The organism is Pseudomonas sp. W2Jun17 (genome assembly GCF_023127795.1).
GTDB lineage: Bacteria > Pseudomonadota > Gammaproteobacteria > Pseudomonadales > Pseudomonadaceae > Aquipseudomonas > Aquipseudomonas synxantha_A.
On the sequence record NZ_SPKO01000009.1, the window covers coordinates 234,674 to 253,259 of the forward strand.

Here is an 18,586-nt window from a genome sequence, read left to right on the forward strand (position 1 = left end):
GCGCATCTTCACTGTATCGTGTGAAAAGGATAAGTCGCCCACAGTTCTTTATCAGGTGGCTTTCACCGGGATTTTTATGGGGTTATCCCCTTTATTGTCAGCACTTCCGGCATAGCCCGAGGGGTGTTCTCCAGCTATTTAGTATTGGGAAGCCACAATGATTGGCATAAAAAGCATCGCCAGTTACGTGCCGGCGGACGGGATCGATAACTACGCCCAGGGTGCCAAGTTCGCCAAGGATGAAGAATTCATCATTGGCAAGATCGGCTCGGCGTTCCTGCCGCGCAAGGAAGCTGCACAGGAGACTTCCGATCTGTGCGTCGAAGCAGTCAACGCCTTGTTTGCCAACAACCCCGAATTGAAGCGTGAGTCCATCGACGCGCTGATCGTCGTCACCCAGAACGGCGATGAAGAGGGCCTGCCTCATACCGCCGCCATCGTTCAGGACAAACTGGGCCTGCCTACCCACGTTGCCGCCTTCGATATTTCCCTGGGCTGCTCCGGCTACGTCTACGGCATCTACGCGATGAAGGGCTTCATGGAAGCCGCCGGCCTGAAAAACGGCCTGCTGATCACTGCAGACCCGTACTCGAAGATCGTCGACCCGGAAGACCGCAACACCACCATGCTGTTCGGCGATGCCGCCACCGCCACCTGGATGGGCGAAGATGCGCCGTGGTTGCTCGGCAAATCCAAGTTCGGCACCGACGGTTCCGGCGCGCCGCACCTCAAAGTCAGCGACGGCGTGTTCTTCATGAACGGCCGCCAGGTATTCAATTTCGCACTGCTGAAAGTGCCTGCGCACTTGCATGAACTGCTCGCCGAGTCGGACCTCAAGGCCGATGACATCGATGCGTTCTGCATCCACCAGGGCAGTGCGGCCATCGTCGATGCCGTGGCGCGTCGCTTTGAAGAGGCGCCGGTGGACAAGTTCATCAAGGACATGGTCGAGACCGGCAACACCGTGTCGTCGAGCATCCCGCTGCTGCTGGAAAAGCACGTGATGGACGCTACCTGGAAGCGCGTGGCAATCAGCGGGTTTGGTGTGGGCCTGTCGTGGGGCTCGGCGATTCTCTATCGCCCGTGATGTTTTAGCCGCTGCATAAAAAACGCCGATGATCCTTCGATCATCGGCGTTTTTTTATTGGCGCCAGAAAAGCCAATGAAACCGGGCTTCTGTGCCTGCATAAGCCCTTGAAATACAAGGGCTGGCACAGGGCTACTAAAAAAAATCAAAAAAATCCTCAAGCAACCGGCTACCACGACGATAACTATTACGTAGGTTCTCTAGGCCACACCCGGCGGTCGCCAGGGCCGGAAGCCGCAGTATCCAAACCACGAGGATTTCGTCATGGCATTATCAGTAAACACCAACATCACCTCCCTGGGTGTCCAGAAGAACCTGAACAAAGCTTCCGACGCCCTGAGCCAGTCGATGAACCGTCTGTCCTCCGGCCTGAAAATCAACAGCGCCAAAGACGACGCTGCCGGCATGCAGATCGCCAACCGTCTGAACAACCAGGTCAAAGGCCTGAACGTTGCCATCGCCAACGCCAACAACGGCGTGTCGATCGCCCAGACCGCTGAAGGCGCGATGCAAGAATCCACCAACACCCTGCAGCGTCTGCGTGAACTCGCCCTGCAAGCGTCCAACGGTGACAAAAGCGACGCTGACCGTGTTTCCCTGCAGCAGGAATTCACCGCTAAAGTGGGCGAGCTGAACCGTATCGCCAGCACCACCACCTTCGGTGGTCGTAACCTGCTCGACGGCTCGTTCAGCAACGTAGCCTTCCAAATCGGTGCCAACGCCAACGAGACTATCTCGTTCGGTATGACCGACATCAGCTCGACTGCGCTGAAGGGTAACTACAAAGAGGCTGCTGTAAATGGCACCGCGATGACTGGTCTGGCTGCTACTTCGACCGGCTCCGTGTTGGGCGGTACTAAAGCCACCGTAACCGGTGGTGCCGCAGCACTGGCAACTGTTGCAACTGACGCGTTCACCATTAACGGTACTGAAATTACTCTGGGTGTTGCCGCTGCTGGTGCAGCAGCCGGTACTGCTGCCGTTACTGCTATCAACGCTCAAACAGCTACCACTGGTGTTACTGCTAGCGCTGATGCTGCCGGTGTCGTTACTCTGACCTCGAAAAGTGCTATTACCCTGGGCGCTTCCGCTACCGGCGGCGCAACAGCGGGCCTGGCCAAACTCGGTCTGACTGCAGGTGCTACTCCAGCTACCAACAGTACCCCTACCGGCACCACCGCAATGGGTTTGACTGGCGGTATCTCGGTTAACGGCACTGCTGTAGCCTGGACTGCCACTGATACAATGGCTGACGTGCTGACTGACATCGCTGCTGCTGCGGGTGCTGGTGCAACCGCTACATTGGTTGATGGTCGTGTCAAAGTGACCTCCGGTGGTGGCCAGGACATCAAGCTGTCCAACACCTCTGCGGGTTCGCTGTCGCAATTGGGTCTTTCCGCTGGTACTTCCCAAGCCAAACTGACCGCTGACACCTCCATCGATGTGAACGGTGTTGAAGTCAAGTTCAAGAAGGGTGACACCGCTGACGCGATCGTTTCTTCGATCAACAGCGCCAGCACCGGTGTTCAAGCCAGCAAAAACGCTGACGGCACCCTGAACCTGTTCGCTGACAAAGACATCACCATCAAGGATGGTAGCGCCGGTACTGGCCTGGCTGCACTGGGTCTGACCGCTGTTGCAGCGGCCGGCACCAAAACCGCCGTCACCATGGAAACCAGCGTTTCCGACCTGAACATCCTGACTGCCGCTTCTTCGCAACAGGCTACCCAGGCTCTGGACGATGCCATGCAGCAGATCGACAGCCAGCGTTCGCAGCTGGGTGCCGTACAAAACCGCTTCACCAGCACCGTGGCCAACCTGCAGAGCATTTCGCAGAACTCCTCCGCTGCCAAAGGCCGCGTAGAAGACGCTGACTTCGCTTCTGAAGCCGCTGAGCTGACCAAGCAACAAACCCTGCAACAGGCTTCCACTGCGATCCTGTCCCAGGCCAACCAACTGCCATCCGCTGTACTGAAGCTGCTTCAGTAATAGCGCTAGCGGTTAAATAACGGGAGGGTGCGTTTAACGACGTGCCCTTCCGTTTTTTCAGTTTGGAGGTGGTGACATGGACATGAGCATCAAGCTGACCTCGTCTTACCCCGCAGCCACGGCTTCGGCCAACCTTGGCGCAGTGGTGACCCAGGCCAAGCCTGTGGCCAGCAATGAGCCGATCAAGAGTGAAGAGCCTCAGCGCGTGGCGCTGGAGAAGGCTGTTACCGATATGCGTGAGTTTGTGCAGGCTTCACAGCGCAACCTGGATTTTTCCATCGATGACTCTACCGGCAAGGTAGTGGTCAAGGTGATCGCCACCGACAGTGGTGAAGTGATTCGACAGATTCCATCGGAGACCGCGCTGAAACTGGCGCAGAACCTGAGCGATGCCGGCAGCCTGTTGTTTGATAGCAAGGCTTGAGTTGGCACGAAACATGTTTCTGATTGCGGTCTAGGCGTTTAAGCGCCAAAAAAACGGCCGCCGCAGGACAAGGAGAATGAAAAATGGCTAGTTCAACGATTTCCGGCCCTGGTTCGGGCTACGACACGCAAGCTATCGTCAAGGCGTTGGTGGGGGCTGAACAAGCGCCTAAACAACAGCAGATCACCAACGAGCAGAAAACTGCCACCGTCCAGTTGTCGGCAGTTGGTTCGATCAAGACGGCGTTGGAGGCCTATCAGGCGGCGATCACCAAGTTGAATAACCCCTCCGCGTTCAATGGGTTGGCGGCAAGTTCTTCGGAAGAGAAAAACGCCAAGGTGACGTTGGGTGACGGAGCATCCAGTGGCAAGTACGTGTTGCAAGTCGATAACCTGGCAACCGCTTCAAAAGTTACCACTGCGGTGAATGCTGAGGGTGCCTCGGGCAAGGCCAACACTACAGACGAAGACCAAACGCTGACCATCAACCAGTCGGGTAAAAGCTTCGATGTGGTGATTCCAGGTGGCGCGACCCTGCAACAGGTGCGAGAGTCAATCAATACCCAGCTCTCGTCGCAGGGTATCAGTGCCAACGTATTGAGCGACTCCAATGGTGCGCGACTGGTACTGACCTCGACCAATATGGGCGAAGGCACCGACATCACCCTCAGCGGTGATTCGCAACTGGCCAGCGGGTATGACAAAGGCACGCCGCCGACCAACGCCAAGTACTCCATCGACGGCATTGCAATGTCATCCAGCAGCAACAAAATCACGTCGGCGATCAGTGGCGTCACGTTGGAGCTGTTGGACACCATTGATGTGAAAAAACCGACGACCATTACCGTGGCCAGTAACACTGACACGTTGAAAACCTCGGTACAGTCCTTCGTCAGTGCGTACAACACGCTGATGACCGCCATCAATACCCAGACCAAAGTTACTGCAACCGGTGACGCGTCGACTACCACTGCCGGTGCGTTGACCGGCGATGCATCAATGCGTCAATTGGTGAACAGCCTACGCTCCGAACTGGTCAACGGCTCCGGCGCGGGCACCATGACCAGCCTGGCCCAGATGGGTATCACCACCGATCAGAAAACCGGCCTGCTGAGCCTGGATGACAAGACGTGGGACAAGGCGGTAGTCAAAGGCGCTGGCGATATTGCCAAGCTGTTCACCGGCGACACTGGTTTGATCACGCGCATGAACAAGGCGACGAAGAGCTACGTGGGCACCACCGGCACCCTGGCAACCCGGGCGACGGATCTCAACAACAAGTTGACCGACTTGACCAAAGAGACGGCCGACCTGACACGACGTATGGACGCCTTGCAAAAATCCCTGACCGCCAAGTACACGGCCATGGACACCATGATCGCGCAGATCAACGCCAGCAGCTCCAGCATCCTGACCACCCTCAACTCGCTGAACAATCCGAAATCGAACTGATGGGCGGCGCGCTTTCAGGCCCTGATTCAGGGCCTTGGCGCATGGTTGGGAATTAAAGTTTTCGTCGCCACGGTCGAAAAACTGGTTAAGCAAACCTATTCGATTGTCGCCAGTAACGAGGTAGCAACATGAACCCGATGAGAGCCCTTCGCCAATACCAGAAGGTCAGTTCCCATGCCCAGGTCTCCGAAGCCAGCCCGCACCGCCTGGTGCAGATGCTGATGGAAGGAGGCCTTGATCGCATGGCGCAGGCCAAGGGCGCATTGAACCGTGGGGATATTGCCCAGAAAGGGCTGATGCTGGGCAAGGCGATTGAAATTATCTCTGGCCTGCGTGACGGCCTGGAGCCAGAAAAGGCCGAAGATCCGGCAGCAGTGCACCAGTTGGACGCCTTGTATGGCTATATGAGCAATCGTTTGGTCGAGGCCAACCAGGTGAATGACGCCGAGATAATCGACGAAGTCGCCCGCCTGCTGATCACCGTCAAGACCGGCTGGGATGCCATCGCTCCACAATAAGGCCGATCGCCTTGAGGGACACATCATGAGCCATGCACTGCAACGCATCGACGAAACCCGCGAAGCCCTTCTCGGCGCGCTGGCTGAGCGCAATTGGGAAGCCGTGGGCGAGTTGGACCTGGGTTGCCGCGCGGTGATTGATGAGGTGCTCAGCGAAGCGCCGGTGGACGAGGGCGCCTTGCGCGAGAAACTGGAAAGCCTGTTGGTGGTGTATCAGCAGTTGCTGGAGGTCACGACCGGCGAGCGCCAAGCGATTTTCGAAGAGATGTCGCAGATCAACCAAGCGAAAAATGCGTCAAAGGTTTACCATCTCTTCGGTTGAACGGGCGCAGTTAATCCGCACGGCGCGTCATATATTTGACTGTGCCAGCATTTTTGACTTAACTAGTGCTGTTTTCAGATTTCAGACGTCTAGTAGGTAACAAATCTTACAGGCGTCTTGATTGCCCTCATTCCGGGGCAGGAAGTTTTACTAGGGAAGTTGCTATTGCATGTGGCGTGAAACCAAAATTCTGCTGATCGATGACGATAGCGTCCGCCGCCGCGATTTAGCGGTGATTTTAAATTTTCTTGGTGAAGAAAATTTACCCTGCGGCAGCCACGATTGGCAGCAGGCGGTCAGCTCGTTGGCGTCGAGCCGTGAAGTCATCTGTGTATTGATCGGGACGGTAAACGCTCCTGGCGCAGTTCTGGGCCTGTTAAAGACACTGTCAACCTGGGATGAGTTCCTTCCGGTGTTGCTGATGGGCGATATTTCTTCTGTGGACCTGCCGGAAGACCAGCGCCGCCGCGTGCTTTCCACCCTGGAAATGCCGCCCAGCTACAGCAAATTGCTCGATTCGCTGCACCGCGCCCAGGTCTATCGCGAGATGTACGACCAGGCCCGCGAACGCGGCCGTCACCGTGAACCCAACCTGTTTCGCAGCCTCGTCGGCACCAGCCGGGCGATCCAGCACGTGCGCCAGATGATGCAGCAAGTGGCCGACACCGACGCCAGCGTGCTGATCCTCGGCGAGTCGGGCACCGGCAAGGAAGTGGTCGCGCGCAACCTGCACTATCACTCCAAGCGTCGCGACGGGCCTTTTGTGCCGGTCAACTGCGGGGCGATCCCGGCAGAGCTGCTGGAAAGCGAGCTGTTCGGCCACGAGAAGGGCGCCTTTACCGGGGCGATCACCAGCCGTGCCGGGCGTTTCGAGCTGGCCAATGGCGGCACGCTGTTCCTTGACGAAATTGGCGACATGCCACTGCCGATGCAGGTCAAGTTGCTGCGTGTGTTGCAGGAGCGCACCTTCGAGCGCGTGGGCAGCAACAAGACCCAGAGCGTGGACGTGCGCATCATTGCCGCCACCCACAAGAACCTCGAAAGCATGATCGAGGTCGGCAGCTTCCGCGAAGACCTGTACTACCGCCTCAACGTATTCCCCATCGAGATGGCCCCGCTGCGCGAGCGCGTGGAAGACATCCCGTTGCTGATGAACGAGCTGATCTCGCGCATGGAGCACGAAAAACGCGGCTCTATTCGTTTCAACTCCGCTGCGATCATGTCCCTGTGCCGCCACGGCTGGCCGGGTAACGTGCGTGAGCTGGCCAACCTGGTGGAGCGCATGGCGATCATGCATCCGTACGGGGTGATCGGCGTGGTCGAGTTGCCGAAGAAATTCCGCTACGTCGATGATGAAGACGAGCAGATGGACAGCCTGCGCAGTGACATGGAAGAGCGCGTGGCCATCAACGGTCATACCCCGGACTTCGGTGCCACCGCCATGCTGCCGCCCGAAGGCCTTGACCTCAAGGACTACCTCGGCAACCTGGAACAAGGGTTGATCCAGCAGGCCCTGGACGATGCGCATGGCATCGTTGCCCGCGCCGCCGAGCGTCTGCGCATCCGCCGCACCACCCTGGTGGAGAAGATGCGCAAGTACGGTATGAGCCGCAAAGAAGGTGATGAACAGGCGGATGATTGACGCCTGTTTTTCAACTAGCTGATTTATAAGTAGATTTTTTTCGGCACGGGTATTGCTACAGCCCTCGCAACGTTCCGTTTAACTGACGGTCAGCCAAGCGAGAGAGCATCATGCCCCACGCCGCCCAACTATCTTCGGCCCCTGCCATCCAGGGGCTGGTTTCGCCTGTAGAACCGCCGACCCGCCAGGGCCTGGAACAAGCGTTCTCGCAGTTCAACCAGATGTCGAGCCAACTGACCGACTCCTACAGCCTGCTTGAGGCTCGTGTTTCCGAGCTCAAGGGCGAGCTGGCGGTGGTCAGCGCCCAGCGCATGCAAGAGCTGGCGGAAAAAGAACGCCTGGCCAACCGTCTGCAAAATCTTCTGGACCTGTTGCCCGGTGGCGTAATCGTCATCGACGACCAGGGCCGTGTGCGCGAAGCCAACCCGGCGGCCTGCGACCTGCTGGGCCTACCGCTGGAAGGCGAGCTGTGGCGCCATGTCATCACCCGCTGCTTTGCGCCGCGAGAAGATGACGGTCACGAAGTCTCCCTCAAGGACGGACGCCGCCTGTCTATCGCCACTCGCTCCCTGGATGCCGAGCCAGGCCAATTGGTGCTGCTCAATGACCTGACGCAAACCCGTCACCTGCAAGACCAGTTGGCCCGTCATGAGCGGCTGTCGTCGTTGGGCAGGATGGTCGCCTCGTTGGCGCATCAGATCCGCACGCCCTTGTCGGCGGCGTTGATCTACGCCAGTCATTTGACTGATGAGCAATTGCCTGTAGCCACTCAGCAACGATTTGCCGGGCGCCTCAAGGAGCGCTTGCATGAATTGGAGCACCAGGTGCGCGACATGCTGGTGTTTGCCCGCGGCGAATTGCCGCTGACCGACCGTGTCACGCCTGCCGGGTTGATGCAGGCCTTGCAAGCAGCGGCGGCGACCCATGTACAGGGCGCCAACCTGCGTTGGCAATGTGACAGCCACCAAGGCGAGTTGCTGTGCAACCGCGACACCCTGGTCGGCGCCTTGCTCAACCTGATCGAAAACGCCACTCAGGCCAGCGGCCCGGATGCACGTCTCAAAGTGCACCTCTACGCCCGCGAACAAACCCTGCGCCTGTGTATCAGCGACAGCGGCAGCGGCATCGACCCCCAGGTGCTGCAACGCCTGGGCGAGCCGTTTTTTACCACCAAGACCAACGGCACTGGCCTGGGCCTGACCGTGGTCAAGGCAGTGGCACGCGCCCATCAGGGAGAATTGCAGTTGCGCTCCCGGTTGGGGCGCGGCACCTGTGCATTGATGACCTTGCCGCTGTTTTCCAGCGCGGCGAGCGCGGAGTAAAAGGATTATGGCTATCAAGGTTTTATTGGTGGAAGACGATCGCGCCCTGCGTGAAGCATTGGCTGACACGCTGCTGTTGGCGGGCCATGACTACCGTGCGGTCGGCTCTGCCGAGGAGGCCTTGGCGGCGGTCGAGCAGGAAGCCTTCAGCCTGGTGGTCAGCGATGTGAACATGCCCGGCATGGACGGCCACCAGTTGCTCGGCCTGCTGCGTGCGCGCCAGCCGCAGCTGCCGGTGCTGCTGATGACTGCCCATGGCGCCGTGGAGCGGGCGGTGGACGCCATGCGCCAGGGTGCGGCGGATTACCTGGTCAAACCGTTCGAGCCCAAGGCGTTGATCGAGCTGGTCGCCCGACATGCCCTGGGTGTGATGTCGGCGGGCGAGGGTGACGGCCCGATAGCCTTTGAACCGGCCAGCGCGCAATTGCTGGAACTGGCAGCGCGGGTGGCGCGCAGTGATTCCACTGTGCTGATTTCCGGCGAATCCGGCACCGGTAAAGAAGTGTTGGCACGCTACATCCACCAGCAGTCCAGCCGTGCCCAGCAACCGTTCATTGCGATCAACTGTGCGGCGATCCCCGACAACATGCTCGAAGCGACGTTGTTCGGCCATGAAAAGGGCTCGTTCACCGGCGCCATCGCGGCCCAGGCCGGCAAGTTCGAACAGGCCGACGGCGGCACCATCCTGCTCGACGAAATCTCGGAAATGCCCCTGGGCCTGCAAGCCAAGTTGCTGCGTGTGTTGCAGGAGCGTGAAGTGGAGCGCGTGGGGGCACGCAAGCCGATCCAGCTGGATATCCGCGTGGTTGCCACCACCAACCGCGACCTGGCCGGCGAAGTGGCAGCGGGGCGCTTCCGGGAAGACCTGTTCTACCGGCTGTCGGTGTTCCCGCTGGCCTGGCGCCCTTTGCGCGAGCGCCCGGCGGATATCATTCCGTTGGCCGAGCGCCTGCTGAACAACCACGTCAAAAAAATGAAGCATGCCCAGGCGCGGTTATCGCCGCAGGCTCAGGCGTGCCTGGTCAGCTATCCGTGGCCGGGCAACGTGCGCGAGCTGGACAATGCCATCCAGCGTGCGCTGATTTTGCAGCAGGGCGGGTTGATCCAGCCGCAGGATTTCTGCCTGGCCATGGGCAATGGCGCTGCGCCGTTGCCGAGCCTGGCCCCGGCTTCAGTGGTCGCCGAGGTTGAATCAGCTGGCGCCCTGGGCGATGACCTGCGTCGTCGCGAATTCCAGATGATCATCGACACCCTGCGCGCTGAGCGTGGCCGCCGCAAAGAAGCGGCCGAGCGCCTCGGCATCAGCCCGCGCACCTTGCGCTACAAGCTGGCGCAGATGCGCGATGCTGGTATGGATGTGGAAGCTTATCTTTTCGCCACATGACCGGTAACAAGTTCTACAAGCTTTGTCGCCTTTTCTTACGAGTTGCTCCAGAGCTGGCACCCTTGTTGCTACCACCCCTAGTAACCGCTGCGTAGTGTCAAAAAATTGCGGGTCGTCGGAGAGAGAAGGTCATGAGCCAGGGTATTGAGTTCAATCGGTTGATGTTGGATATGCGCGCCATGCAAATGGATGCCATGGCTCAACCGAAATCCGTCGCGCCAGCGCCGGAATTGGGCCAAAGCAGTTTTGCCGACATGCTCGGTCAGGCAATCAATAAAGTCAGTGATACCCAACAGGCCTCCAGCCAGTTGGCAACGGCGTTCGAGATCGGTAAAAGCGGCGTGGACCTCACCGATGTGATGGTCGCCTCGCAAAAGGCCAGTGTGTCCTTCCAGGCCTTGACTCAAGTGCGTAACAAGCTGGTTCAGGCTTATCAAGACATCATGCAGATGCCGGTTTAAGGACGAGATTTAAGTCATGGCAGAAGCACTCTCCGACAACCTCCCCGCCAAGGCAGACGGCAAGCCGCCGTTGTTTGGCCTGTCGTTCCTGGAAAACCTCTCGCAAATGACCATGCTGCGTCAGGTGGGCCTGATGGTCGGCCTGGCGGCCAGCGTGGCGATTGGTTTTGCCGTGGTGTTGTGGTCGCAACAACCCGATTACCGCCCACTGTACGGCAGCCTGTCGGGCATGGATTCCAAGCAGATCATGGAAACCCTCGCCGCTGCCGACATCGCTTACACCGTGGAGCCCAACTCCGGCGCCTTGCTGGTCAAGTCTGATGACGTGGCCCGTGCACGGATGAAACTGGCCGCCGCTGGCGTGGCGCCGTCCGACAGCAATATCGGTTTCGAGATTCTCGACAAGGACCAGGGCCTGGGCACCAGCCAGTTCATGGAAGCCACCCGTTATCGCCGTGGCCTGGAAGGCGAACTGGCGCGCACCATCTCCAGCCTGAATAACGTCAAGGGTGCCCGTGTGCACCTGGCGATTCCGAAAAGCTCGGTGTTCGTGCGTGACGAACGCAAACCCAGCGCTTCGGTACTGGTCGAACTGTTTGCCGGCCGCTCCCTGGAGCCTGGCCAGGTGCTGGCGATCGTCAACCTGGTGGCCACCAGCGTTCCCGAATTGAGCAAGTCGCAAATCACCGTGGTCGATCAGAAGGGCAACCTGCTCTCCGACATGGCCGAAAACTCCGCGCTGACCCAGGCCGGCAAGCAATTCGACTACAGCCGCCGCATGGAAAGCATGCTCACCCAGCGCGTGCACAACATCCTGCAACCGGTGCTGGGCAACGACCGCTACAAGGCTGAAGTGTCCGCCGACGTAGACTTCAGCGCTGTCGAATCGACCTCCGAACAGTTCAACCCTGACCAGCCGGCCCTGCGCAGCGAGCAGTCCACCAGCGAGCAGCGCACCGCCGCCAATGGCCCGCAAGGTGTGCCGGGGGCCTTGAGCAACCAGCCACCGTCGGCCGCCTCGGCACCGCAGACCACTGGCGGCGCCGCTGCCACTGCTGGCGCGATCCAGCCTGGCCAGCCGCTGCTGGATGCCAACGGCCAGCAGATCATGGACCCGGCCACCGGCCAGCCGATGCTTGCGCCATACCCGGCGGACAAGCGTAACCAGTCCACCAAGAACTTCGAACTCGATCGCTCTATCAGCCACACCAAGCAGCAACAGGGCAAGATCAATCGCCTGTCGGTGTCGGTGGTGGTCGATGACCAGGTCAAGGTCAACCCAGCCGATGGCGCCGTGACCCGTGCGCCCTGGACCGCCGACGAATTGGCGCGCTTCACCCGCCTGGTACAGGACGCCGTCGGTTTCGACGCCAGCCGTGGCGACAGCGTCAGTGTGATCAACATGCCGTTCTCCGCCGAGCGCGCTGAAGTGATCAGCGACCCTGCGTTCTACACCCAGCCGTGGTTCTGGGACATCGTCAAGCAAGTGCTGGGGGTGTTGTTCATCCTGGTGCTGGTGTTCGGCGTGCTGCGCCCGGTGCTCAACAACATCACCGGCGGCGGCAAGAAACAGCTTGCGCTCGCAGGTGGCGACGTCGAGTTGGGTGGCATGGGCGGCCTGGATGGCGAACTGGCCAACGACCGCGTCAGCCTTGGCGGCCCGCAAAGCATCCTGTTGCCAAGCCCGAGCGAAGGCTATGACGCTCAGTTGAACGCAATCAAGAGTCTGGTGGCAGAAGACCCGGGCCGTGTGGCCCAGGTCGTGAAAGAGTGGATTAACGCTGATGAATGATCGAGCCGCTGTGGCCAAGCTCTCCCGGGTCGACAAAGCCGCCGTGTTGCTGCTGTCCCTGGGTGAAACCGACGCTGCCCAAGTGCTGCGCCACATGGGCCCCAAAGAGGTCCAGCGTGTCGGCGTGGCGATGGCGCAGATGCGCAACGTGCACCGCGAGCAAGTCGAGCAGGTGATGAGCGAGTTTGTCGAGATCGTCGGCGACCAAACCAGCCTGGGCGTCGGCTCCGACAGCTACATTCGCAAGATGCTCACCTCGGCGCTGGGCGAAGACAAGGCCAACGGCCTGATCGACCGCATCCTGCTGGGCGGCAACACCAGTGGCCTGGACAGCCTCAAGTGGATGGAACCACGTGCGGTCGCCGACGTGATCCGTTACGAACACCCGCAGATCCAGGCGATCGTTGTGGCTTACCTGGACCCGGACCAGGCCGGTGAAGTGCTTGGCCACTTCGACCACAAAGTGCGCCTGGACATCATCCTGCGCGTGTCGTCGCTCAACACCGTACAACCGGCGGCCCTCAAGGAACTCAACACGATTCTGGAGAAGCAGTTCTCCGGCAACTCGAATGCCTCGCGCACCACCCTGGGTGGCATCAAGCGCGCGGCCGACATCATGAACTTCCTCGACAGCTCGGTCGAAGGCCAGTTGATGGACTCGATCCGCGAGATCGACGACACCCTGTCCGGTCAGATCGAAGACCTGATGTTCGTCTTCAACAACCTTGCCGATGTCGACGACCGTGGCATCCAGGCGCTGTTGCGTGAAGTCTCCTCCGACGTGTTGGTGCTGGCCCTCAAGGGCTCGGACGAAAACGTCAAAGAGAAAATCTTCAAGAACATGTCCAAGCGTGCGTCCGAACTGTTGCGCGACGACCTGGAAGCCAAGGGCCCGGTGCGCGTCAGCGATGTGGAAACCGCGCAGAAGGAAATCCTCACCATTGCCCGCCGTATGGCCGAAGCCGGAGAAATCGTTCTCGGCGGGAAGGGCGGCGAAGAAATGATCTAAGGCGCCTTGCATGTCGAACAAAGATGAGACGCCCAGCGATCTGATTCGCGCGCGGGATGTCGGCGGGTTCGACATCTGGTCGTTGCCCAGCTTCGACCCCCATGTGCCGGAGCCCGAGCCTGAGCCGGTCGAAGAGCTTCCGGTGGAAATGGAAGAAGTGCCGCTGGATGAAGTCCAGCCACTGACCCTCGAAGAGCTTGAAGCCATCCGCCAGGAAGCCTACAACGAAGGCTTTGCGGCGGGTGAGAAAGACGGTTTTCGCAGCACCACCCTCAAGGTCCGCCAGGAAGCCGAGGCAGCGCTGGGCACCCAGCTGGCCAGCCTGGAACGCCTGATGGGCAACCTGTTCGACCCGATTGCCGAGCAGGACACCCAACTGGAAAAATCCATGGTCGACCTGGTGCAGCACATTGCCCGCCAGGTGATCCAGCGTGAGCTGGTGCTGGATTCCAGCCAGATCGAAAGCGTGATGCGTGAAGCTCTCAAGTTGCTGCCCCTGGGCGTCGGCAATGTGCGGCTGTACATCAACCCCCAGGATTTCGAGCAGGTCAAAGCCTTGCGCGAGCGCCATGAAGAAACCTGGCGCATCGTCGAGGACGCTTCGTTGCAACCCGGTGGGTGCCGTGTCGAAACCGAACACAGCCGCATCGATGCCACGGTGGAAACCCGCATCAGCCAGATCATGGCCAAATTGTTGGATCAACTGCATGAGCAAGCCCTGCATCCGGCAGCGCCTGACGTGAGCGTTGACCTGGACGCTCCCGATGCGCCTTGATCGCACCAGCTTTGCCAAGCGCCTGAGCAGCTACGCCGAGGCAACCGAATTGCCCGGCCAGCCGATCCTTGAAGGGCGCTTGTTGCGCATGGTTGGCCTGACCCTTGAAGCCGAGGGCTTGCGCGCCGCCATGGGCAGCCGCTGCCTGGTGATCAATGACGACAGCTACCACCCGGTGCAGGTCGAAGCCGAGGTGATGGGTTTTTCCGGCAACAAGATTTTCCTGATGCCGGTGGGCAGCCTGGCCGGTATTGCCCCGGGTGCTCGCGTGGTGCCGCTGGCCGACACGGGCCGCCTGCCCATGGGCATGAGTATGCTCGGCCGCGTACTCGACGGCGCCGGGCGTGCGCTGGATGGCAAGGGCGGCATGAAGGCCGAAGACTGGGTGCCGATGGACGGCCCCACCATCAACCCGCTCAACCGCAACCCCATCAGCGTGCCGCTGGATGTGGGCATTCGCAGCATCAACGGTTTATTGACGGTCGGCCGCGGCCAGCGCCTGGGCCTGTTCGCCGGTACCGGCGTGGGTAAGTCGGTGTTGCTGGGCATGATGACGCGCTTTACCGAGGCCGACATCATCGTGGTCGGGCTGATCGGTGAGCGGGGCCGTGAGGTCAAGGAGTTCATCGAGCACAGTCTCGGTGAAGAAGGGCTCAAGCGCTCGGTGGTGGTAGCGTCGCCTGCGGACGATGCGCCACTGATGCGCCTGCGCGCAGCCATGTACTGCACACGCATCGCCGAGTATTTCCGTGACAAGGGCAAGAATGTGCTGCTGCTGATGGATTCGCTCACGCGTTTCGCCCAGGCCCAGCGGGAAATCGCCTTGGCCATTGGTGAGCCACCGGCCACCAAAGGCTATCCGCCGTCGGTGTTCGCCAAACTGCCCAAGCTGGTGGAGCGCGCCGGTAATGCCGAGGCCGGCGGTGGTTCGATCACTGCGTTTTATACCGTGTTGTCCGAAGGCGACGACCAGCAAGATCCGATTGCCGACTCGGCGCGGGGCGTGCTCGACGGCCACATTGTGCTGTCGCGACGCCTGGCAGAAGAAGGGCACTACCCGGCCATCGACATCGAAGCGTCCATCAGCCGGGTGATGCCGGCGGTGGTCACCCCTGAGCATATGGCCCGTGCGCAGCAGTTCAAGCAACTGTGGTCGCGTTACCAGCAGAGCCGCGACCTGATCAGCGTCGGCGCCTATGTGGCCGGCGGCGATCGCGACACCGACCTGGCCATTGCCTTGCAACCACAGCTGGTGAACTACCTGCGCCAGGGCCTCAATGACAAGATCAGCATGGGCGAAAGCGAAGCGCATCTGCAGTCCATCTTCGCCCCCGCGCCAGGCGGTTAAGCCATGGCCAACAGCCGCGCCGCGCGCCTGGCCCCGGTGGTGGAAATGGCCGAAAAGGCCGAGAAAACCGCCGTGCAACGCCTGGGTTACTTTCAAGGCCAGGTGCGCCTGGCAGAGAGCAAGCTGGGCGACCTGGAGCGCTTTCGCCTGGAATACCAACAACAGTGGATCGAGCGCGGCAGCAAGGGCGTGTCGGGCCAGTGGTTGATGGGGTATCAGGGCTTTCTCAATCAGCTTGAAACAGCCGTCGGCCAACAGCGCCAGAGCCTGGCCTGGCACCAGAACAACCTCGATAAAGCCCGGGAAAGCTGGCAGCAGGCGTTTGCCCGCGTGGAAGGTTTGCGCAAGCTGGTGCAGCGCTATATCGACGAAGCGCGGGCGATTGAAGATAAGCGCGAGCAAAAGCTGCTTGATGAATTGTCCCAACGCCTGCCCCGCCAGGAACAATTCTAACTAACGACGCAGGATAAATGTGGGAGGGGGCTTGCTCCCGATAGCGGTGTGTCAGCCAGCAAATCCATTGCTGACACATCGCCATCGGGAGCAAGCCCCCTCCCACATTTGATTCGATGTGTTGCTCAGATCCGGTTCGCCTGCTAAACCTTGTTGCACAGTGCCAATGACAAGGAAGCAGTCACATGTCAATCGAGTCCGATGTATCCCTGGATGGGAAGAAGTTGACGATCGCAATCAAGGGCCGGTTCGATTTCGGCAGCCACCAAGACTTTCGCAATGTCTACGAGCATGTTTACCCCAAGCCGGAGACTGTTGTGGTGGACTTGAGGGGGACCACCTACATGGACAGTTCGGCCCTGGGCATGCTCTTGTTGCTGCGTGACCACACGGGTGGCGATACGTCCGATATTCGCGTGGTTAATAGCAACCCCGACGTGCGCAAGATCCTCGCCATCTCCAACTTCGACAAACTGTTCGATATCAGTTGAGCGCCTTGGCCCCGGTCCTTGAGGCGCTGACTATCCTGATCGCCGAAGACAGCGCCGCCGATCGGCTGTTGCTGTCGACCATCATCCGTCGCCAGGGCCATCAGGTGCTGACTGCCAGCAACGGTGCCGAGGCAGTGGAGATCTTCCGTCATGAGCGCCCGCAACTGGTGCTGATGGATGCGCTGATGCCGGTGATGGACGGCTTTGAAGCCGCCCGGCAGATCAAGCAGTTGGCGGGGGAGGCGCTGGTGCCGATCATCTTCCTCACCTCCCTGCGCGAAAGCGAAGCGCTGGCCCAATGCCTGGACGCCGGCGGCGACGACTTCTTGCCCAAACCTTACAACCCCCTGATATTGGCGGCGAAGATCAACGCCATGGATCGCCTGCGCCGCCTGCAGGCCACGGTCTTGCAACAACGCGACCTGATCGCCAGGCACCACGAGCACCTGATGCATGAGCAGCGGGCAGCCAAGGCGGTGTTCGACAAGGTTGCCCACTCCGGCTGTATCAATGCCGCACCCAATATCCGCTACCTGCAATCGCCCTATGCCTTGTTCAACGGTGATTTGCTGCTGGCGGCCTACACGCCGTCCGGTGACATGCACGTGCTGCTCGGCGATTTCACCGGCCATGGCTTGCCGGCCGCCATTGGCGCCATGCCGTTGGCCGAAGTGTTCTACGGCATGACTGCCAAGGGCTACGGCCTTACGCAGACCTTGCGGGAGATGAACGCCAAGCTCAAGCGCATCCTGCCGGTGGACATGTTCTGTTGCGCCACCTTGTTGTGCCTGAGCGCCCAGCGGCGTGCGGTCGAGGTGTGGAACGGCGGTATGCCCGAAGGCTATGTGCATGAAGTCGCCACTGGCAAGCGCACGCCGCTGATGTCGCGGCATCTGCCCCTGGGCGTGCTGTCGGCGGAAAGCTTTGATGACAGCACCGAGGTCTGGCCCATGGCCTTGGGCGACCGGGTGTTTCTGCTCTCCGATGGCGTGCTGGATACGGCTGACGCCAATGATCAACTGTTCGGCGCCGAGCGGTTGCAACAGGTGTTCGCTGCCAACCGCGAGCCTGACCGCCTGTTTGAGGATATCGAGCACGCCCTGGCTACGTTTCGGGGGCTGGCGCGCGATGACGTCAGCATGGTCGAGATCACTTTGCTCTCCGGCCAGGCGCTGCGAGTGGCCGAGCCGATGTATGCCGACAGCGGCCAGTCGTGCCCGCTGGATTGGTCGGTGGGTTTTGAGTTTCGCGCCCAGACGCTGCAGCGCTACAACCCGCTGCCGTACCTGCTGCAACTGCTGCTGGAGATCCATGGGTTGCGCGAGCAGAGCGGCGCGCTGTACAGCGTGATGGCGGAGTTGTATTCCAATGCCCTGGAACATGGTGTGCTGGGCCTGGACTCACGGCTCAAGCGCGATGCGCAAGGTTTTGCACAGTATTATCATCAGCGCAATGAGCGTCTGGCGCAGCTGAGCAGTGGCTACGTGCGCGTGGATGTGCAGGTGGTACCGACCGACAAGGGCGGCAAGATGACCCTGTGCATCGAAGACAGCGGGCCGGGTTTTGATGTCGAACAGGAGCTGGCGCGGCCCTTGGAAATTGACCGTCTGTCTGGCCGAGGGCTGAACCTGGTGCGTCAACTGAGCAGCGCTGTACGCTGGTCCGAGGGCGGGCGCCGTGTCTGCGTGGAGTTTTGCTGGGAAGCTCTGGCATAATCCGCTGATTCTTGATCAAGGAGCGAGCAAGTGGCTGAGATTCATCTGGACCCCGACGTGTTGTCGGGTTTGCAGGACGTCATGGAGGGTGAGTATCCCAAACTGCTCGACACCTTCCTCGATGACTCGCAAAAGCGCATCGAAGCGCTGCGCGACGCGCGCGACGATGCCAAGGCATTGGGACGGATTGCGCACAGTTTCAAAGGCAGCAGTGGCCACCTTGGGGCGGTGCGGCTGGCGCAGCTGTGTCAGCGCCTGGAGGCTGAGTCCGTCAAGCCATCATCGGATCTGGGCGAATTGGTTGACCAGATCGATCATGAGTTCGCGTTGGTCCGGCCGCTGTATGAGTCGGAGCGCCAACGTTCAGTTTCTGAATCATCGCGCTAAACCTGGCCCGACTCTT

Annotated in this window: 18 protein-coding genes; all 18 read left to right on the forward strand. The window is 60.2% G+C overall.

All coding sequences use genetic code 11. The features are described 5' to 3' along the window. The first annotated feature begins 157 nt into the window (after positions 1-157). The 18 genes from E4O98_RS08500 (at position 158) to E4O98_RS08585 (ending at position 18,570) form a co-directional block, all read left to right on the forward strand. A complete protein-coding gene (locus E4O98_RS08500; protein WP_005790096.1) occupies positions 158-1,087 on the forward strand; it encodes a ketoacyl-ACP synthase III in 930 nt (309 codons plus the stop codon). Between the two features lie 264 nt (positions 1,088-1,351). After that, a complete protein-coding gene (locus tag E4O98_RS08505) occupies positions 1,352-3,076 on the forward strand; it encodes a flagellin (protein WP_248134696.1) in 1,725 nt (574 codons plus the stop codon). Between the two features lie 76 nt (positions 3,077-3,152). Then, positions 3,153-3,500, forward strand: a complete 348-nt coding sequence (locus E4O98_RS08510) for a flagellar protein FlaG (RefSeq protein WP_078821974.1) — start codon at positions 3,153-3,155, stop codon at positions 3,498-3,500. An 83-nt stretch (positions 3,501-3,583) separates the two neighbouring features. Next, positions 3,584-4,951: a flagellar filament capping protein FliD gene (fliD, locus tag E4O98_RS08515; protein ID WP_032880058.1), complete on the forward strand. Its 1,368-nt coding sequence runs from the start codon at positions 3,584-3,586 to the stop codon at positions 4,949-4,951. 128 nt (positions 4,952-5,079) lie between these two features. Then, a complete protein-coding gene (fliS, locus tag E4O98_RS08520; RefSeq protein WP_005790090.1) occupies positions 5,080-5,469 on the forward strand; it encodes a flagellar export chaperone FliS in 390 nt (129 codons plus the stop codon). 25 nt (positions 5,470-5,494) lie between these two features. Continuing rightward, entirely contained in the window at positions 5,495-5,791 is a 297-nt protein-coding gene (locus E4O98_RS08525; RefSeq protein WP_014719354.1) for a hypothetical protein, read from the forward strand. A gap of 169 nt (positions 5,792-5,960) precedes the next feature. Next, positions 5,961-7,433: a sigma-54 dependent transcriptional regulator gene (locus tag E4O98_RS08530; RefSeq protein ID WP_032880059.1), complete on the forward strand. Its 1,473-nt coding sequence runs from the start codon at positions 5,961-5,963 to the stop codon at positions 7,431-7,433. 110 nt (positions 7,434-7,543) lie between these two features. Next, complete coding sequence (locus E4O98_RS08535; RefSeq protein WP_005790086.1) at positions 7,544-8,755, forward strand: ATP-binding protein; 1,212 nt, start codon at positions 7,544-7,546, stop codon at positions 8,753-8,755. 7 nt (positions 8,756-8,762) lie between these two features. Beyond that, positions 8,763-10,139 (forward strand): sigma-54 dependent transcriptional regulator, encoded by a 1,377-nt coding sequence (locus tag E4O98_RS08540; protein ID WP_248134698.1) that lies wholly within the window; start codon positions 8,763-8,765, stop codon positions 10,137-10,139. A 131-nt stretch (positions 10,140-10,270) separates the two neighbouring features. Further along, a complete protein-coding gene (gene fliE / locus E4O98_RS08545; RefSeq protein ID WP_005790083.1) occupies positions 10,271-10,600 on the forward strand; it encodes a flagellar hook-basal body complex protein FliE in 330 nt (109 codons plus the stop codon). A gap of 16 nt (positions 10,601-10,616) precedes the next feature. Next, entirely contained in the window at positions 10,617-12,392 is a 1,776-nt protein-coding gene (fliF, locus tag E4O98_RS08550) for a flagellar basal-body MS-ring/collar protein FliF (RefSeq protein ID WP_032880061.1), read from the forward strand. Continuing rightward, positions 12,385-13,401: a flagellar motor switch protein FliG gene (gene fliG / locus E4O98_RS08555; RefSeq protein ID WP_003192957.1), complete on the forward strand. Its 1,017-nt coding sequence runs from the start codon at positions 12,385-12,387 to the stop codon at positions 13,399-13,401. The genes fliF and fliG overlap by 8 nt, the downstream gene beginning before the upstream one ends. A 10-nt stretch (positions 13,402-13,411) precedes the next feature. Beyond that, on the forward strand, positions 13,412-14,176 hold the full coding sequence (gene fliH / locus E4O98_RS08560) for a flagellar assembly protein FliH (protein WP_032880062.1): 765 nt from the start codon (positions 13,412-13,414) through the stop codon (positions 14,174-14,176). Beyond that, positions 14,166-15,524 (forward strand): flagellar protein export ATPase FliI, encoded by a 1,359-nt coding sequence (gene fliI / locus E4O98_RS08565; RefSeq protein WP_005790078.1) that lies wholly within the window; start codon positions 14,166-14,168, stop codon positions 15,522-15,524. Before fliH ends, fliI begins: the two co-directional genes overlap by 11 nt. Before the next feature lie 3 nt (positions 15,525-15,527). Then, positions 15,528-15,977: a flagellar export protein FliJ gene (fliJ, locus tag E4O98_RS08570; protein ID WP_005790077.1), complete on the forward strand. Its 450-nt coding sequence runs from the start codon at positions 15,528-15,530 to the stop codon at positions 15,975-15,977. 185 nt (positions 15,978-16,162) lie between these two features. Next, positions 16,163-16,468 (forward strand): STAS domain-containing protein, encoded by a 306-nt coding sequence (locus tag E4O98_RS08575; protein ID WP_032880063.1) that lies wholly within the window; start codon positions 16,163-16,165, stop codon positions 16,466-16,468. Further along, positions 16,465-18,183, forward strand: coding sequence for a fused response regulator/phosphatase (locus tag E4O98_RS08580; RefSeq protein ID WP_078821971.1), 1,719 nt, complete (start codon positions 16,465-16,467; stop codon positions 18,181-18,183). The genes E4O98_RS08575 and E4O98_RS08580 overlap by 4 nt, the downstream gene beginning before the upstream one ends. A 30-nt stretch (positions 18,184-18,213) precedes the next feature. After that, entirely contained in the window at positions 18,214-18,570 is a 357-nt protein-coding gene (locus tag E4O98_RS08585; protein WP_103733685.1) for an Hpt domain-containing protein, read from the forward strand. Positions 18,571-18,586 lie beyond the last annotated feature (16 nt).

Coding starts and splice junctions, on each gene's coding strand:
- E4O98_RS08500 (WP_005790096.1), top strand. CDS start 158: ATGATTGGCATAAAAAGCATCGCCAGTTACGTGCCGGCGGACGGGATC.
- E4O98_RS08505 (WP_248134696.1), top strand. CDS start 1,352: ATGGCATTATCAGTAAACACCAACATCACCTCCCTGGGTGTCCAGAAG.
- E4O98_RS08510 (WP_078821974.1), top strand. CDS start 3,153: ATGGACATGAGCATCAAGCTGACCTCGTCTTACCCCGCAGCCACGGCT.
- fliD (WP_032880058.1), top strand. CDS start 3,584: ATGGCTAGTTCAACGATTTCCGGCCCTGGTTCGGGCTACGACACGCAA.
- fliS (WP_005790090.1), top strand. CDS start 5,080: ATGAACCCGATGAGAGCCCTTCGCCAATACCAGAAGGTCAGTTCCCAT.
- E4O98_RS08525 (WP_014719354.1), top strand. CDS start 5,495: ATGAGCCATGCACTGCAACGCATCGACGAAACCCGCGAAGCCCTTCTC.
- E4O98_RS08530 (WP_032880059.1), top strand. CDS start 5,961: ATGTGGCGTGAAACCAAAATTCTGCTGATCGATGACGATAGCGTCCGC.
- E4O98_RS08535 (WP_005790086.1), top strand. CDS start 7,544: ATGCCCCACGCCGCCCAACTATCTTCGGCCCCTGCCATCCAGGGGCTG.
- E4O98_RS08540 (WP_248134698.1), top strand. CDS start 8,763: ATGGCTATCAAGGTTTTATTGGTGGAAGACGATCGCGCCCTGCGTGAA.
- fliE (WP_005790083.1), top strand. CDS start 10,271: ATGAGCCAGGGTATTGAGTTCAATCGGTTGATGTTGGATATGCGCGCC.
- fliF (WP_032880061.1), top strand. CDS start 10,617: ATGGCAGAAGCACTCTCCGACAACCTCCCCGCCAAGGCAGACGGCAAG.
- fliG (WP_003192957.1), top strand. CDS start 12,385: ATGAATGATCGAGCCGCTGTGGCCAAGCTCTCCCGGGTCGACAAAGCC.
- fliH (WP_032880062.1), top strand. CDS start 13,412: ATGTCGAACAAAGATGAGACGCCCAGCGATCTGATTCGCGCGCGGGAT.
- fliI (WP_005790078.1), top strand. CDS start 14,166: ATGCGCCTTGATCGCACCAGCTTTGCCAAGCGCCTGAGCAGCTACGCC.
- fliJ (WP_005790077.1), top strand. CDS start 15,528: ATGGCCAACAGCCGCGCCGCGCGCCTGGCCCCGGTGGTGGAAATGGCC.
- E4O98_RS08575 (WP_032880063.1), top strand. CDS start 16,163: ATGTCAATCGAGTCCGATGTATCCCTGGATGGGAAGAAGTTGACGATC.